This window comes from Aeromonas sp. S13(2024) (assembly GCF_041402405.1).
GTDB lineage: Bacteria > Pseudomonadota > Gammaproteobacteria > Enterobacterales > Aeromonadaceae > Aeromonas > Aeromonas veronii.
Map to the genome: position 1 here is coordinate 101,445 of NZ_JBGLRA010000010.1, position 16,341 is coordinate 117,785.

The 16,341-nt window shown below is 58.5% G+C and carries 15 protein-coding genes; 7 read left to right on the forward strand and 8 right to left on the reverse strand.

Annotation, left to right across the window (positions count from 1 at the left end):
* Nucleotides 1–94 precede the first annotated feature (94 nt).
* The 7 genes from tapA (at nucleotide 95) to yacG (ending at nucleotide 6,133) form a co-directional block, all read left to right on the forward strand.
* Complete coding sequence (gene tapA, locus ACB042_RS14125; protein ID WP_201980111.1) at nucleotides 95–526, forward strand: type IVa pilus major pilin TapA; 432 nt, start codon at nucleotides 95–97, stop codon at nucleotides 524–526.
* 3 nt (nucleotides 527–529) lie between these two features.
* Nucleotides 530–2,236: a PilB family type IVa pilus assembly ATPase TapB gene (tapB, locus tag ACB042_RS14130; RefSeq protein ID WP_005336134.1), complete on the forward strand. Its 1,707-nt coding sequence runs from the start codon at nucleotides 530–532 to the stop codon at nucleotides 2,234–2,236.
* Nucleotides 2,237–2,365: 129 nt separating this feature from the next.
* Nucleotides 2,366–3,607, forward strand: a complete 1,242-nt coding sequence (locus tag ACB042_RS14135) for a type II secretion system F family protein (protein ID WP_371178602.1) — start codon at nucleotides 2,366–2,368, stop codon at nucleotides 3,605–3,607.
* A 61-nt stretch (nucleotides 3,608–3,668) separates the two neighbouring features.
* Nucleotides 3,669–4,541, forward strand: a complete 873-nt coding sequence (locus ACB042_RS14140; RefSeq protein WP_371178603.1) for an A24 family peptidase — start codon at nucleotides 3,669–3,671, stop codon at nucleotides 4,539–4,541.
* Nucleotides 4,542–4,554: 13 nt separating this feature from the next.
* Entirely contained in the window at nucleotides 4,555–5,169 is a 615-nt protein-coding gene (coaE, locus tag ACB042_RS14145; RefSeq protein ID WP_371178604.1) for a dephospho-CoA kinase, read from the forward strand.
* A 37-nt stretch (nucleotides 5,170–5,206) separates the two neighbouring features.
* Nucleotides 5,207–5,929, forward strand: a complete 723-nt coding sequence (gene zapD / locus ACB042_RS14150) for a cell division protein ZapD (RefSeq protein WP_005336141.1) — start codon at nucleotides 5,207–5,209, stop codon at nucleotides 5,927–5,929.
* A 9-nt stretch (nucleotides 5,930–5,938) separates the two neighbouring features.
* Nucleotides 5,939–6,133, forward strand: a complete 195-nt coding sequence (gene yacG, locus ACB042_RS14155; RefSeq protein WP_005336142.1) for a DNA gyrase inhibitor YacG — start codon at nucleotides 5,939–5,941, stop codon at nucleotides 6,131–6,133.
* A 77-nt stretch (nucleotides 6,134–6,210) separates the two neighbouring features.
* On the opposite strand, the gene mutT is transcribed toward yacG, so the two are convergent.
* From mutT to murC, 8 genes are all read right to left on the reverse strand, one after another.
* Nucleotides 6,211–6,615 (reverse strand): 8-oxo-dGTP diphosphatase MutT, encoded by a 405-nt coding sequence (gene mutT / locus ACB042_RS14160; RefSeq protein ID WP_371178605.1) that lies wholly within the window; start codon nucleotides 6,613–6,615, stop codon nucleotides 6,211–6,213.
* Nucleotides 6,616–6,689: 74 nt separating this feature from the next.
* Nucleotides 6,690–9,410, reverse strand: coding sequence for a preprotein translocase subunit SecA (secA, locus tag ACB042_RS14165; protein ID WP_005336144.1), 2,721 nt, complete (start codon nucleotides 9,408–9,410; stop codon nucleotides 6,690–6,692).
* Between the two features lie 59 nt (nucleotides 9,411–9,469).
* Complete coding sequence (locus tag ACB042_RS14170) at nucleotides 9,470–10,375, reverse strand: M23 family metallopeptidase (protein ID WP_005355107.1); 906 nt, start codon at nucleotides 10,373–10,375, stop codon at nucleotides 9,470–9,472.
* Between the two features lie 140 nt (nucleotides 10,376–10,515).
* A complete protein-coding gene (gene lpxC, locus ACB042_RS14175; protein ID WP_005336146.1) occupies nucleotides 10,516–11,439 on the reverse strand; it encodes a UDP-3-O-acyl-N-acetylglucosamine deacetylase in 924 nt (307 codons plus the stop codon).
* A 99-nt stretch (nucleotides 11,440–11,538) separates the two neighbouring features.
* On the reverse strand, nucleotides 11,539–12,690 hold the full coding sequence (gene ftsZ, locus ACB042_RS14180) for a cell division protein FtsZ (RefSeq protein ID WP_005336147.1): 1,152 nt from the start codon (nucleotides 12,688–12,690) through the stop codon (nucleotides 11,539–11,541).
* 39 nt (nucleotides 12,691–12,729) lie between these two features.
* Nucleotides 12,730–13,989 (reverse strand): cell division protein FtsA, encoded by a 1,260-nt coding sequence (gene ftsA, locus ACB042_RS14185; protein WP_005336148.1) that lies wholly within the window; start codon nucleotides 13,987–13,989, stop codon nucleotides 12,730–12,732.
* A complete protein-coding gene (locus ACB042_RS14190; RefSeq protein ID WP_005336149.1) occupies nucleotides 13,970–14,722 on the reverse strand; it encodes a cell division protein FtsQ/DivIB in 753 nt (250 codons plus the stop codon). The genes ftsA and ACB042_RS14190 overlap by 20 nt, the downstream gene beginning before the upstream one ends.
* A 97-nt stretch (nucleotides 14,723–14,819) precedes the next feature.
* Complete coding sequence (gene murC / locus ACB042_RS14195) at nucleotides 14,820–16,274, reverse strand: UDP-N-acetylmuramate--L-alanine ligase (RefSeq protein ID WP_279490121.1); 1,455 nt, start codon at nucleotides 16,272–16,274, stop codon at nucleotides 14,820–14,822.
* Nucleotides 16,275–16,341 lie beyond the last annotated feature (67 nt).

Consider the following 16,341-nt stretch of genomic DNA (forward strand, 5'->3'; position numbering starts at 1 on the left):
CTGTTGCCACCCCTGACAGCTCGGATAAGATACTGACGTTCGGACGATTTTCTACCGACACTTCCCAGGAACCAAGGATAAAAGGATATTTCAAATGAAGAAACAATCGGGTTTTACCCTTATTGAACTGATGATCGTGGTCGCGATCGTCGCCATTCTGGCCGCGGTGGCGCTGCCGGCGTATCAGACCTACACCCAGAAGGCTCGCTTTACTGAAGTAGTCTCTGCTACAGGCCCTTACAAAACAGCTATCGAAGTTTGTGTTCAAAGCAATGGGTTTACTACATTAGACGGCACCACAAATTGCAACTCTGGAACTCTTGGTGTGCCTGCTGATATTAATACCGCTAATGGTAACGTAGCGTCAGTTGTTGTAACACCAAGCACCAATGTAATAACTGCAACTGGAATCGCTGCATTCAATATTGGCTCTAGTGCAGCTACATACACGCTCACACCCGCAATATCTGCAGGAAAAGTAACTTGGACACGTGGTGGTTCATGCCTTAATGGCGGCCTCTGCTAACGCATGACCTCTAGCCCTAATAGCGGCCTGGCGTTAAGCCTGGCCGCCTCTTCACTGATCAGTGAAGAGGACTCCCAGCGCTATCTGAGCCAGGCCAAGGCCCAGCGCAAACCCTTTGTGACATTTCTGATAGAGAACGAGATCCTCGACAGCAAGGCGCTCGCCGATTTCTGCGAGCTGGAGTATGGGGTACCTCTGCTGGATCTTGCCGCCTTCGATTTGGCCGAGATCCCGCAGAAATACCTCAATCAGAAGCTGATTGAGAAACACCACGTCCTGCCCATCTACACCCAGGGCCACACCCTCTATATCGCCATGTCGGATCCGACCAATGTCTCGGCGTTGGAGGACTTTGGCTTCAGCTTCGGTCTTCATACCGAAGCGCTGCTGGTGGAGGAGAACAAGCTCACCGCCGCCATCGGCAAACTGCTGGAGAGCGAAAATGACGCCCTCGGCATGGAGGATATCGACGAATCCGAAATTTCGGATCTCGAGGTCTCCGACGAGAACAGCAGGCTGGACGAGAGCGTCAATACCGCTGATGACGATGCCCCCATCGTCAAGTACATCAACAAGATCCTGATGGATGCCATCAAGCGCGGCGCCTCCGACCTGCATTTCGAGCCTTACGAGTTCAAGTATCGGGTCCGCTTTCGCATCGACGGCATTCTGCATGAAATCGCTACGCCGCCGGTCAACCTCTCCAACCGCTTCTCCGCCCGCCTCAAGGTCATGGCGCGGCTCGATATTGCCGAGCGGCGGCTGCCACAGGATGGCCGCATCAAGCTGAAGCTGTCGCGCAACAAGTCGATGGATATGCGGGTCAACACCCTGCCCACCATGTGGGGGGAGAAGATCGTTATCCGTCTGCTCGACTCCTCGGCGGCACGCCTTAATATCGAGCAACTCGGCTTTGATGACCGGCAGAAGGCGCAGTACCTGCGCGCCCTCTCCAAGCCACAGGGGATGATCCTGGTGACTGGCCCCACCGGCTCGGGCAAAACGGTCTCGCTCTATACCGGCCTCAATATTCTCAACACCACCGAGGTAAACATCTCCACTGCCGAAGATCCGGTGGAGATCAACTTGCCCGGCGTCAATCAGGTGCAGGTCAATCCCAAGGCGGGGCTCACCTTTGCCAGCGCCCTGCGCTCCTTCTTGCGGCAAGACCCGGATGTGGTGATGGTGGGTGAAATTCGCGATCTCGAAACCGCCGAAATCGCCATCAAGGCGGCCCAGACCGGCCACCTGGTACTTTCCACTCTGCATACCAACTCCGCCGCCGAGACCCTGACCCGGATGATGAACATGGGGGTTCCGGCCTTCAACATCGCCTCCTCGGTGACCCTGATCATGGCCCAGCGGTTGGCCCGTAAACTGTGCGACCACTGCAAGGCGCCGGAAGTGGTGCCGGAAGCTGAACTGCTGGAGCTGGGCTTTACGCCGCAGCAGCTGGCGGCCGGGCTGCGACTGTTCAAACCGGTCGGTTGCAAGGAGTGTTCCGGCGGCTACAAGGGGCGGGTCGGCATCTACGAAATCATGCTGATGTCGGAGAACATCGCCAAATTGATCATGCAGGGCGCAAACTCCCTGCAAATCGCCGCTATCGCGCAGAAAGAGGGGATGCGTACCCTGCGGACCTCAGGACTGGAGAAAGCCCGGCTCGGGGTCACCAGCCTGGCAGAGGTCAACCGGGTTACCACCAATTAAACCTCGCCAAGATGCGAGCAAGATGATTTACCAGCAAACGACCAGATGGTGCCAAGCCGTTTGAGGATATTTATCAGGTCAGATGGTTCAGGGACTCCCTGACCATCCGCCCAATTGCAGGATGCAAAGATGGCAACCCTAACGAAAAAGAACAATACCCCCAAAAAAGTCTTCGCCTACCGCTGGCACGGGGTTAATCGCAAGGGGCAGAAGGTCTCTGGCGAGCTGCAGGCTGACAGCATCAATACCGTCAAGGCGGAGCTGCGCAAGCAGGGGGTCAACGTCACCAAGGTGGCCAAAAAATCCCAAGGGCTCTTCTCCAAGGGTGGCGCCAAGATCAAGCCGATGGATATCGCCATCGTTTCCCGCCAGATCACTACCATGCTCTCCGCCGGCGTACCACTGGTACAGAGTCTGCAGATCATCGCCCGCAGCCACGAGAAAGCTGCCATGCGCGAACTGATGGGGGAGATTGCCGCAGATGTCGAAACCGGCACCCCCATGTCGGAGGCGTTGCGCCGCCACCCCCGCCATTTTGACGATCTCTACTGCGATCTGGTGGAGGCTGGAGAACAATCCGGTGCGCTGGAGACCATCTACGACCGTATCGCCACCTATCGGGAAAAGTCGGAAGCGCTCAAGTCGAAGATCAAGAAGGCAATGTTCTATCCCACCATGGTTATTCTGGTGGCCATCGTGGTGACTTCCATCCTGCTGCTGTTCGTCATCCCCCAGTTCGAGGATATCTTCAAGAGCTTCGGCGCCGAGCTGCCGGTGTTCACCCAGTTTGTCATCGGCATCTCACGCTTTATGCAGAACTGGTGGTATGTCTTCTTTGGCGGAGCTGCACTCGCCATCTTCCTCTATGTACGCGCCTGGCGCGCCTCCCAGAAGGTAAGGGACAATACCGACAAGTTTGTACTTACCATCCCGGTGGTCGGGATGATCCTGCACAAGGCGGCCATGGCTCGCTTTGCCCGTACACTCTCAACCACCTTCTCGGCCGGCATTCCACTGGTCGATGCACTCATCTCGGCGGCCGGCGCTTCAGGCAACTATGTCTATCGCACCGCGGTAATGGCGATCCGCAACGAGGTGGTGGCCGGTATGCAGATCAACGTGGCGATGCGCACCGTCGATCTCTTTCCCGACATGGTGATCCAGATGGTGATGATCGGCGAGGAGTCCGGCGCCATCGATGATATGCTCTCCAAGGTTGCCACCATCTTCGAGCAGGAGGTGGACGACCTGGTCGATGGCCTCACCAGCTTGTTGGAACCCCTCATCATGGTGGTGCTGGGGGTGCTGGTCGGCGGCATGGTCATCGCCATGTACTTGCCCATCTTCAAACTTGGCGACGTGGTGGGCTGATTCATCAGGGCATGGCGCCACAGCCATGCCATTCCCCTCATTTAATAACTGACGGTTGGTTATGACACTTCTTCTCGAGCTGGCTCACGGCTTGCCTTGGCTCTATTTCTCGCTGGTTTTTATCTTTTCCCTGATGATCGGCAGTTTCCTCAACGTGGTGATCCACCGCTTGCCCATCATGCTGGAGCGGGAGTGGCAGGCCGAGTATCGCAGCTACTTTTCCCCCGATGAGGAGGCCACTGCGCCAGAGCGCTACAACCTGATGGTCCCCCGCTCCGCATGCCCTCACTGTGGCCACGCCATCACTGCGCTGGAAAACATCCCGCTGTTGAGCTGGCTCTGGCTCAAAGGGCGTTGCCGCGACTGTCAGGTCCCCATCTCGGCCCGCTATCCGCTGGTAGAGCTGCTGACCGCCCTGCTCTCGGTGGCCGTTGCCATGGTCATAACGCCGGGTTGGGGGACACTGGCTGCCCTGCTGCTGACCTGGGGGCTGGTCTCCCTCACCTTCATCGATCTCGACAAGATGTTGCTGCCCGACCAGCTCACCCTGCCCCTGCTGTGGGGCGGGCTGCTGTTCAATCTGGCAGGTGGCTTCGTCCCCTTGGCTGATGCAGTGATCGGTGCCATGGCGGGCTATCTGGTGCTCTGGAGCCTCTACTGGGCTTTCAAGCTGCTAACTGGCAAGGAGGGGATGGGCTATGGCGACTTCAAGCTGCTGGCGGCGCTGGGCGCCTGGCTCGGTTGGCAGGCGCTGCCCATAATTCTGCTGCTCTCATCTCTGGCCGGTGCCGTGATCGGCATCAGCCTGATCGCCTTGCAAAAACATCATCAGGGCAAGCCCATCCCCTTCGGCCCCTACCTCGCCATCGCGGGCTGGCTCGCCCTGCTATGGGGCGATACCATCACCCGCTGGTATCTCTCTACCCTGCTTTGAGCAAGAGGCCCCCATGTATGTAGTTGCTATCACAGGTGGTATCGGCAGCGGCAAGACCACTATCGCCAATCAGTTTGCCGCGCTGGGTATCGAGGTGGTGGATGCCGATGTGATCGCCCGCGAAGTGGTCGAGCCAGGTACCCCGGCCCTTGCCGCCATCGCCGACCATTTTGGCCCGAATGTGATTGATCCGAGCGGTCAACTCGACCGTCGTGCCCTGCGCGAGCTGGTCTTCAGCGATCCACAGGCCAAGGAGTGGCTCAATGCCCTGCTCCATCCGCTCATTCGCAGCGAAATGCTGCGCCAGTGTGCCGCAGCCAGTTCTCCTTACTGCCTGCTGGTGGTGCCACTGCTGGTGGAGAACAAACTCACCGGCCTCGCCAACAGGGTGCTGGTGATCGATGTGGATGAAGCGACCCAGATTGAGCGCACCTGTCGCCGTGATGGGGTATCGGCCGAGCAAGCCAAGGCCATCATCGCCGCCCAAGCGAGTCGGGTGGAACGCCTCGCGGCGGCGGATGATGTCATCGAAAACCACAATGGCAGCGAAATGGCGATTAAAACGCGGATTTTGGCGCTGCACGAGACATATCTGGCAATTGCCTCTCAACAAGGCCGCCAAGTGTGAGTACACTAGGCCGGTTTATGGCTGGCCAGGATTAGGCATGATTTACGATTTCCCCCTCAATGAAAAAAGCCGGACCTATCTTCGTCTGGAGTCCCTGTTTTCCCAGATCCGCGACAATCTGGAGAGTGAACAATCCTGGGCACATATCGCCTTCTTCAAGGGGCTGTTCGATCTGCAGGAGTTGCTTGAGCGTGGTGACCTGCGCGCCGACCTCATCAAGGATCTGGAGCGTCTCGGCCAGCGTCTGAGCCACTGGGCCAGCCTGCCCGATGTCGATCTGGAGCAGATCAAACTGATGCAGCAAGAGAGCAGCCAGCTCTCCCGCAACCTGCTCAATTCACCACGCCCGGGTGCCCGCCTGAAAGAGGATCGTCTGCTCGGCTCCATTCGCCAGCGTTTCTCCATCCCCGGTGGCCTGTGTGCCTTCGATGTGCCGCAGCTACACCACTGGCTCGGCACCCCGGCCATCACCCGTCACCAGCAGATGCAGGGCTGGCTGAGCGATATCAACCTGCTGATGAATGCCATCACTCTGCTGCTGCGCCTGTGGCGTGAATCAGGCAGCTTCAGTGAGCAGGTTGCCAGCAACGGTTTCTTCCAGGACACCGCCGAGAGCGCCGAGCTGATCCGCATCAAGCTGCCGGGCAATCTGTTCTGCTACCCAACCCTGAGCGGCCACAAGAACCGCTTCGCCCTGCGCTTTCTGCCCACCGCAGAACAGCCGATTGGCGACGTGCCATTCCAGCTCGCCTGCTGCTAAGGAGGGCTTATGGTCACCAAGGTAAAGTGTCCGACCTGTCAGAGCGAAGTGGAGTGGGGCCCACAGAGCCCGTTTCGCCCCTTCTGCAGCAAGCGCTGCCAGCTGATCGATCTCGGCGAATGGGCCGATGAAGAGAAGCGCATCCCGGGGGAGATCAACCCGGATCTGCTGCCGGAGCCGGAAGAGGGCGATCAGTGGCTATAAGCCCCTGGTCACTCACCTCTGCAATATCAAAAAAGGGCCGATTGGCCCTTTTTTGATGCTTGTTGATTGCTACCGGCTCAAGCCTGCAGACCCTGTAGCCGCGCTACAATCGGGCCATTGGCATCGGGGAAGTGGTAGTTGTTCAGCTCGGCCACCGGCACCCACAGGCACTCCTGCCCCTCCTTGCCGAACGGCTCGCCGCTGAAACGGGTCACCTTCCAGATATCCAGCAATACCTGCTTCTCGGGGTAGTCGTGCTGCAGTTCCATGAAGGGGGCACAATCCAATACCCGGATGCCGATCTCTTCCCACAGCTCCCGATCCAGCGCGGTGAGCAGATCCTCACCCGACTCCACCTTGCCACCGGGAAACTCCCAGCGACCCCCCTGATGGCGATCGGAGGAGCGTCGGGCGATGAAGATATCGCCCCGTTCATTCTCGATGACGCCAACCGCCACCCAGATCCGTTTTTTCTGTTCCATCAATTACCTCTGTTCGCTTGTTGCCACCAATAACAAGGCGGGCACTTGGCCCGCCTGTTATGGCATAGCGTCGATCAGGTCAACTGACCGTGGCAGTGCTTGTACTTCTTGCCGGAGCCGCACGGGCAGGGATCGTTGCGACCGACCTTCTGCTCGTCACGTACGAAGGTGGTGTGCCCCTCTTCGCCTGCGGCCTGTTCATCGGCCAGCTGGCTCTCAGCGGCGGCGTGGGTATAGGTGCGGGGAGCGGCTTCCGCCTGCTGGCGCTGCTGCTCTTCCATCGCTTCCACATCGCGCTCCTGAACCTGAACACGACTCAGGATGCTGACCACGTCGCGCTTGAGGGTTTCCAGCATCTGGGTGAACAGATCGAAGGACTCGCGCTTGTACTCCTGCTTGGGGTTCTTCTGGGCGTAACCGCGCAGATGGATGCCCTGACGCAGGTGATCCATGGCCGCCAGATGCTCTTTCCAGAGACCATCCAGAGTTTGCAGCATCACCGCTTTCTCGAAGTTGCGCAGCACCTCTTTGCCAACCAGCTCCTCCTTGTGGGCATAGAGCTTGGTGGCTTCGTCCAGAATGCGCTCGCGCAGCTTCTCTTCGTACAGCTTGTCATCTTCCGCCAACCACTGTTGCAGCGGCAGATCCAGCGCGAAGTCCGCCTTCAGGCGTGCTTCCAGTCCCGGCACATCCCACATCTCTTCCAGAGACTGGGGCGGGATGTACTCGTCGATCACCGCGCCGTAGACATCGTCACGGATAACGTGGATGGTCTCGGAGATGTCGTTGGTATCCAGCAGCTCGTTGCGCTGCTCGTAGACCACCTTGCGCTGGTCGTTGGCAACGTCATCAAACTCCAGCAAGCTCTTGCGGATGTCGAAGTTGCGACCTTCCACCTTGCGCTGGGCATTTTCGATCGCCTTGGTGACCCATGGGTGCTCGATGGCTTCGCCCTCTTCCATGCCCAGCTTCTTCATCATGCCGGTCACGCGATCGGAGGCGAAGATCCGCATCAGGGTATCTTCCATGGAGAGGTAGAAACGGGAGGAACCCGGGTCACCCTGACGACCGGAACGGCCGCGCAGCTGGTTATCGATACGGCGGGACTCGTGACGCTCGGTACCGATAATGTGCAGACCACCGGCGGCCAGCACCGCATCGTGACGCACCTGCCAGGCGGCTTTCAGCTCGGCAATCTGCTCGCTGGTCGGGTTCTCCAGCTTGGCAATCTCTGCCTGCCAGTTGCCGCCCAACACGATGTCGGTACCACGACCGGCCATGTTGGTCGCGATAGTCACCGCACCTGTCTGACCAGCCTGGGCAACGATCTCCGCTTCCATGGCGTGGAACTTGGCGTTCAGCACCTTGTGCGGGATCTTCTCTTTGGTCAGGATGCCGGAGAGCAGCTCGGAGTTCTCGATAGAGACGGTACCAACCAGTACAGGCTGGCCCTTGGCCACGCACTGACGGATATCTTCGATGATGGCGGCATACTTCTCGTTGGCGGTCAGGTAGACCAGATCGCCCATGTCCTTGCGCACCATCGGCTTGTTGGTCGGGATAACCACGGTATCCAGGCCATAAATCTGCTGGAATTCAAAGGCTTCTGTATCTGCAGTACCTGTCATCCCCGCCAGCTTGTTGTAGAGACGGAAGTAGTTCTGGAAGGTGATGGATGCCAGCGTCTGGTTCTCGTTCTGGATCTTCACCCCTTCCTTCGCTTCAACGGCCTGATGCAGACCATCGGACCAGCGACGACCCGGCATGGTACGGCCGGTATGTTCGTCAACGATGACGATTTCGTCTTTCTGGACGATGTAGTCCACGTTGCGCTCGAACAGGGTGTGAGCACGCAGGCCCGCATTGACGTGGTGCAGCAGGCTGATGTTGGAGGCGGAGAACAGGGAGTCGTTCTCGTCCAGCAGCCCCTCTTTCTTGAGCAGCTCTTCCACGAAGATCTGACCGTTTTCGGTCAGCAGCGCCTGACGGTTCTTCTCATCCACCGTGTAGTGACCATCGCCGGTGTATTCTTCGGTGTCTTCCTTATCCTGCTTGACCAGCAGTGGGATCAGCTTGTTGACGCGGATATAGAGCTCGGAGCTGTCTTCGGCTGGGCCGGAGATGATCAGCGGAGTACGAGCTTCATCGATAAGCACCGAGTCCACCTCATCCACCAGCGCGTAGTTGAGCGGACGCTGTACGCGCTGCTCCGGCGAGAACGCCATGTTGTCGCGCAGGTAGTCAAAACCGAATTCGTTGTTGGTACCGTAGGTGATGTCGGCGGCGTAGGCGTCACGCTTCTGGGACGCATCCATACCGGGCACGTTGCAATCGACTGTCATGCCGAGGAAGGCGAACAGCGGGCGGTTTGCCTCAGCGTCACGTTTGGCCAGATAGTCGTTCACCGTCACCACGTGCACACCACGGCCACTCAGGGCGTTCAGGTAAGCTGGCAGAGTCGCAGTAAGAGTCTTACCTTCACCGGTTTTCATTTCCGCGATGCGGTTGGAGTTCAGCACCATGCCGCCGATCAGCTGCACGTCGAAGTGACGCATGCCGAACACCCGCTTGGAGGCTTCACGCACGGTCGCGAACGCTTCCGGCAGCAACTGCTCCAGGGTCTCACCCTGCTCGATACGCTGACGATACTCGGCCGTTTTGGCCTGCAACTCGGCATCGGAGAGAGCCTCGAACTGCGGCTCCATGGCATTGATCTGTTTTACAATTTTGCGCAAAGCCTTGAGCGTTCTGTCGTTCCGGCTGCCGATAATCTTGGTAAGCAGTGTGCTAATCATGGGTACCAACTATTTCTGGTTATAAAAGCGTTCCGTCACTGGAACCTGAAGAAAAAAACCTAACCCCGTCTGGCACTGAGAAAGCGTGCGGGGTTGACCTGACGACCATCTTTCAACACTTCGTAATGCAGATGGACCCCGGTCGCGCGACCGGTGCGTCCCATCAAGGCAATCTTCTGACCCTGATCAACCAGAGTGCCCACCTCGACCAGTAACTTGGAGTTGTGGGCATAGCGGGTGACCAGGCCATTGCCGTGATTAATCTCCACCATATTGCCAAATTCCGGATGACGGCCCGCCCAGCTGACAATACCGGGCCCGGTGGCCAGAATCGGGGTTCCGGGTTTACCACGGAAATCGACCCCTTTGTGCATCTTGGCACGCCCGTTGAACGGATCGACCCGTCCACCAAACCCGGACGAGACCCAAACTCGCTCCTGTTTGACTGGCGTGCCGGAAATAAAACCGGCATCGGTGATATGGTGATTCATGATGAAAGATTCAAGTACCGACAGCTGCTCTTCACGGCTGCTGAGCTGCTGGCTGAGGTGCTTCATCGAGGCTTGCAGCTCGTTGAGGCTCACTTCTAGCTCTTCATCATAAGAAGGGCCGCCCATGGGGGGCAGCTCTTTGAAATTGAACTCGTCGGGATCGAGATCGGCCTGCTCGGTCAATCGTTCACCGAGGGCATTGAGACGGCCAAGCTGACCCTGCATGGTGCCCACCTGAGCAGCCAGCATCGCCAACTGTTCACGGGCTTCGTCACCACTCTGGTCAACGGACTGTTGCTCGGCAACGGCAAGCGCCACTTCCAGCGCCTCCATTTTCTGGTGCCAGCTCTGCCAGAGCCAACCACCACCAAGGGCCAACAGGGAGAAGAGAATACCGCCGACCCAGGCCAGACGTTGTTTGGGCAGGTGCAACTTGCGTCGCTGCTTGCCGTGGAGGATCAGGGTAATGCTCATAGAAATCAGTCTGCTCGGTCAGGTGCGGCCAAGAGCCTGCACGGGAAATAAAACCGGGAGATAATCGGTATTAAAGGATGGAGTAAACAAATGACGGAACGTCGGTGCGGAGAGAGGACCGACGTTCCGTTGCACAGCTATCAGGCCAGAACCAGACCGTTATCGTAGTAAGCGATAGGCGCTTTGTCGCCCTCACCCTCGAAGGTCACCAGTTCCCAAGCCTCCTGCTCGGCCAGCAAGGCACGCAGCAGCTTGTTGTTCAGGGCATGTCCGGTCTTGTAGGCACGGAACTCACCGATGATGCTGCGGTTACACATATAGAGGTCACCGATCGCGTCCAGCATCTTGTGCTTGACGAACTCGTCCTCATAACGCAAACCGTCTTCGTTCAGCACCCGATAGTCGTCCAAAACCACGGCGTTTTCCAGGCTTCCGCCAAGCGCCAGGTTCTGGGAACGCAGGTACTCGATATCACGCATGAACCCGAAGGTACGGGCACGGCTGATCTCTTTCACGAAGGAGGCACCGGAGAAGTCCAGTACGCAACGCTGATTGCGCCCTTCAAAGACCGGATGCTGGAAATCGATCTCGAGATCCATCTTGAAGCCGTTGCGATAAGGGTGGAATTCCGCCCACTTGTCGCCGTCTTCAACCCGGATGCTCTTCTTGATCCGCACAAACTGCTTGGCAGCATTCTGCTCACGGATCCCGACTTCCTGCAGCAGGTAGATAAAGGGATGCGCACTGCCATCCATCACCGGGATCTCGGGCGCGTCAACCTCAACGTAGAGGTTATCGATCCCCATCCCGGCCAGCGCGGCGGAGAGGTGCTCAATGGTAGAGACACGGACACCGGCTTCGTTGACCAGAGCGGTACAGAGCACGGTATCACGCACCTGATCGGCATTGGCTGGCAGCTCCACCACAGGATTCAGGTCGGTACGCAAGTAAACGATCCCTGTGTTCACAGGCGCCGGACGGAACGTCATGGTGACTTTCCGGCCCGAATGCAGGCCGACACCAGTCGCCTGTACACTCGTTTTCAAGGTTCTTTGTCTAATCATGGGTGTACCCTAAACAGCTTAAAATCCGGACCAGATGGTCGTTGGCAGGCCATCTTAGCACATTCCTTGAACAACAAACAAACGAGAGCCATAAGAGGCTTAGTCAGCTTGCTTGCGCAGGAACGCCGGAATATCCAGGTAATCCGGTTCACGACGAGCTTGCGGCTCGGCGTTGACCACCTTGGCCGGGGCTTCGTCCATCACGCGGCCTTGCATCATGTCGCTAACCAGCGGCTGACGCACCGGGCGCTCTTGCACCTGGCTGCTCTTGACTAGCGTGATGTCCGGCTTGCGCTCGGCACCGATACCGGTAGCAACTACGGTCACACGCAGTTCGTCGTGCATTTCCGGATCGATTACGGTACCCACAACTACAGTGGCGTTTTCGGAAGCGAAGGCCTTGACCGCGTTACCCACGGTTTCGAACTCTTCGATGGTCATGTCCATACCGGCGGTGATGTTGACCAGGATGCCACGGGCACCAGCCAGATCCACATCTTCCAGCAGCGGGCTGGAGATGGCTTTCTCGGCCGCTTCTTCGGCACGGTCATCGCCGGAGGCGGAACCGGTACCCATCATGGCAGTACCCATTTCGCGCATTACGGTACGCACGTCCGCGAAGTCGACGTTGATCAAGCCCGGACGGGTGATCAGCTCGGCAATGCCCTGTACCGCGCCAAGCAGTACATCGTTGGCCGCCTTGAAGGCATCCAGCAAGGAGATACCGCGACCCAGCACCTTCAGCAACTTGTCGTTGGGGATGGTGATCAGGGAGTCGACATTCTTGGAGAGCTCTTCGATACCGTGCGCGGCGAAGCCCATCCGCTTCTTCCCTTCGAAGGAGAACGGCTTGGTCACCACAGCAACGGTCAGGATGCCCATCTCGCGTGCCACTTCGGCCACGATCGGCGCAGCACCGGTACCGGTACCACCGCCCATACCGGCAGCGATGAACACCATGTCGGAACCGGTCAGCAGCTCACGCAGCGCTTCGCGATCTTCCATGGCCGCATCACGACCCACTTCCGGATTGGCGCCGGCACCCAGACCCTTGGTGATGCCACCGCCGATCTGCAGGGTAGTGTTGGCGCTGGAGTTACGCAGTGCCTGGGCATCGGTGTTGACGGTAATGAACTCAACACCCTCAATATTTTGACGAACCATGTGCTCGACAGCGTTACCGCCGCCGCCACCTACACCGATCACTTTAATGACGGCTTCGTCAGTGTGGCTATCCATAAATTCAAACATGTTGTCTCTCCGCTTTATTTGCCTGACTCAGCAAAATTCTTAGAACTCGCCACGCAGCCAGTTGCTAACCCGTTTGACCAGGCCACCGACGCTTGCCTTGGCGGCATATTCTTTGTTGCTACCTGTGGCTTGATGGGTGCGGCCATATTGCAGCAACCCGACCGCAGTCGAGTACACCGGTGCCTGCACGTAATCACTCAAACCACGTATGTTCATGGGCTCTCCCACCCGGACCTGGCTCTGGAAGATCTGCTCTGCACACTCCACAATGCCTTCAATCTGGGCAGCGCCGCCGGTCAAGACCACACCGGCTGCCAGCTGATGCTTGACCCCCTGCGCTTTCAACTCGCTTTGTACCCGCACCAGCTCATCATTCACCATGGAGAGCAACTCGGTGTAACGGGGCTCAATCACTTCAGCCAGTGTCTGCCGTTGCAGGCTGCGCGCCGGGCGACCGCCGACACTGGGTACTTCAATATTGTCTTCCTTGCTGACCAGACGACCGAGGGCACAGCCGTAGCGCACCTTGATCGCTTCTGCGTCGAGCGGCGGCGTGCCGAAGGCGTAGGCGATATCGCTGGTCACAGTGCTGCCAGCATACGGGATCACCTTGGTGTGGCGCAGGGCACCGCCGGTAAACAGCGACATATCCATGGTGCCGCCACCGATGTCCACCACGCAGACCCCCAGCTCTTTCTCGTCTTCGGTCAACACCGCATAGCTGGAGGCCAGCGCGGAGAAGATCAGTTGATCGACTCGCAGACCCACTTTCTCGACACACTTCTCGATGTTGCGAGCCATGTCGTTGTGGCAGGTGATCAGGTGAACCTTGGCAGCCATCCGTACACCGGAGAGGCCAACCGGATTCTTGATCCCTTCCTGATAATCGATGGCAAACTCCTGAGGCAGTACATGCAGCACCCGCAACTCGTCGGAGAGGCGAACCGACTTGGCGGTGTGGATCACGTTGTCCACATCCTCCTGGGTCACCTCTTCATCGGAGATGGGCACCATACCGGTCTCGTTGCGGCAGTCGATATGCTTGCCGGACAAACCGAGGTAAACCGAGCTGATCTGGCAATCCGCCATCATCTCGGCCTCTTCCACCGCGCGGCGCAGTGACTTGACCACGGAGTCGAGGTCATTGACCCCGCCCTTCTCCATTCCGCGAGAAGCGTGACTGCCCATACCGATGACGTTCAGTTCACCGTCCGGCAATACTTCCCCGACCAGAACCGCCACCTTGGTTGTGCCGATATCCAGTCCGACAATCAAATTCCTATCTGCGGTGTTGGTCATGCACTTTCTCTTCGCTCTTCTTCCAGCCAACTGCCATTCCGGTGTCGTATCGAAGATCCACGTAGGCGACTTGCGCACGGGGTTCGATAACCGGGAAGGCATCGATAAACCGCTGCAACCGGAGCGCAATGTCATTGCGTCCCAGGAACAGCTTGATATTGCCATCCAGGGTCAGTTCCCAGGCATGGCGGGGGGTCAGATTCACCCCCAGCAACTTGTATCCCTTGGCAGCCAGTTGCGACTCGTACTGCCGACTCTCTTTCAACACCCGGGCGGCCTGATCATCCGGCCCTGACAGCTGCAACAGCGGCGTCTTGACCCGATCCGGGGCACTGAATACCTTGCCCTTGGTGTTGACGAAGCGGTTGCCATTCCAGCGCGCCGCCACATCTTGTTCCGTGAGGTAGATCTTGATCTTGTTCGGCCACTTCTTTCGTACCGAGACCGAGGCCACCCATGGCAAGGCATTGAGCCGTGCCTGCAATTCGTTGACGTCCAATTCGAAGAAGTTGCGCAGCTCGGCGCCATCCAGCACGGCCATCCGCAGCTCTTCGGTTTGCAAATACTGGTGTTGCCCCTGCAGCAACAGCTCGCTCATGGGCAACCGGTTGGCATCTGTCAGCCAACCTTTAACATCCAGCGCCGTCCGGTAGCAGCCCCATATCACCAGCAGGAAAAATGCTACCCCTGCGATGAAGCCACCCTTGGTGCGCCCCTGTGCCCTTGCCTCCACCCGATCGATCCCCGTGTAACGCGCTAAACCGGCCTTTGACAGACCGGTTCGCCATTATATAGGCCCCGGCTTGGCGGTCAAAATACTCATTGGGCCCTCAGGCGCCAGATTTCATGCTATCTATGCTCAATTTCATCTCTCCGAGACGACGGGCCAGTGCCCCGACGTTCCCGGCGCCTTGAGTCAGCACCAAATCCCCCTCGCCGATCAGGTCGGCCAGCACGGCTGGCACGTCATCTGGCGTGGCGACGAAGATGGGTTCCAGGTTGCCACGCGAGCGAATGGAGCGGCACAGTGCCCGTCCATCAGCGCCCGGGATCGGCTCCTCACCGGCAGCATAAACCTCCAGCATCACCAGCACGTCTACCTTGGAGAGCACATCGGCGAAGTCCTCGTAGAGGTCGCGGGTGCGGGTATAACGGTGCGGCTGGAACACCATCACCAGACGCTTCTCGGGCCAACCGGCACGGGCGGCGTTGATGGTGACCTTCACTTCGCTCGGGTGGTGACCGTAATCGTCCACCAGCATCGCCTTGCCGCGACCGGTTTCAAACTCGCCATACTGCTGGAAGCGACGACCGACCCCTTCAAATTTGGCCAGAGCAGAGATGATGGCCTCGTCGCTAACACCGTCCTCTGTCGCGACAGCTATCGCCGCTGCGGCGTTCAATGCGTTGTGAATACCCGGCAAATTGAGGGTCACCAGCAGCTCACCCGCCTCTTTGCGGCGAACACGGAAGCAGCTGTGGTTGGTGGTCTGGACAAAATCCAGCACCTGCACATCTGCATCGTCAGAGAGACCGTAGGTCAAGGTCGGACGGGCAATCTCGGGCAACATGCCACGGATCACCGGATCATCGATGCAGACCACCGCCAGTCCGTAGAAGGGCAGATTGTGCAGAAACTCGATGAAGGTGGCCTTCAGCTTGGAGAAATCACCGCCGTAGGTGTCCATGTGATCCGCTTCGATGTTGGTCACGATAGAGACCATCGGCTGCAGATGCAGGAAAGAGGCGTCGCTCTCGTCCGCCTCGGCAATCAGGTAGCGGCTGCTGCCCAGGCGGGCATTGGTGCCGGCACTGTTGAGCAGGCCACCGATGACGAAGGTCGGATCGCGGTCGGCTTCGGCATAGATGCTCGCCACCAGACTGGTGGTGGTGGTCTTGCCGTGGGTACCGGCGATGGCGATACCGTGACGGAAACGCATCAGCTCGGCCAGCATCTCGGCGCGGCGCACCACCGGGATCCGCAGTTCACGGGCAGCCAGCAGCTCCGGGTTGTCCTGCTTGATGGCGGTAGAGACCACCACCACGCTGGCACCCTCAACGTGTTCGGCACTGTGCCCGACGAAGATGTGCGCGCCCAGTCCGGCCAACCGCTCGGTCACGGCGTTGCGAGCCAGATCAGAACCCGTTACCTGATACCCTTCGTTGGCAAGCACTTCGGCGATCCCGCCCATACCGGCACCACCGATGCCGATAAAGTGGATGCGACGCACGCGGCGCATTTCGGGGATCACAGTGCGCAGTTTTGCCAGTTCAACCTTGGTCATAATCGTCTCTTTAGTCTGCCGCAGGCCATGTGCCGTCAAAGCGCGGCTGCACGGCGGCATCAATACA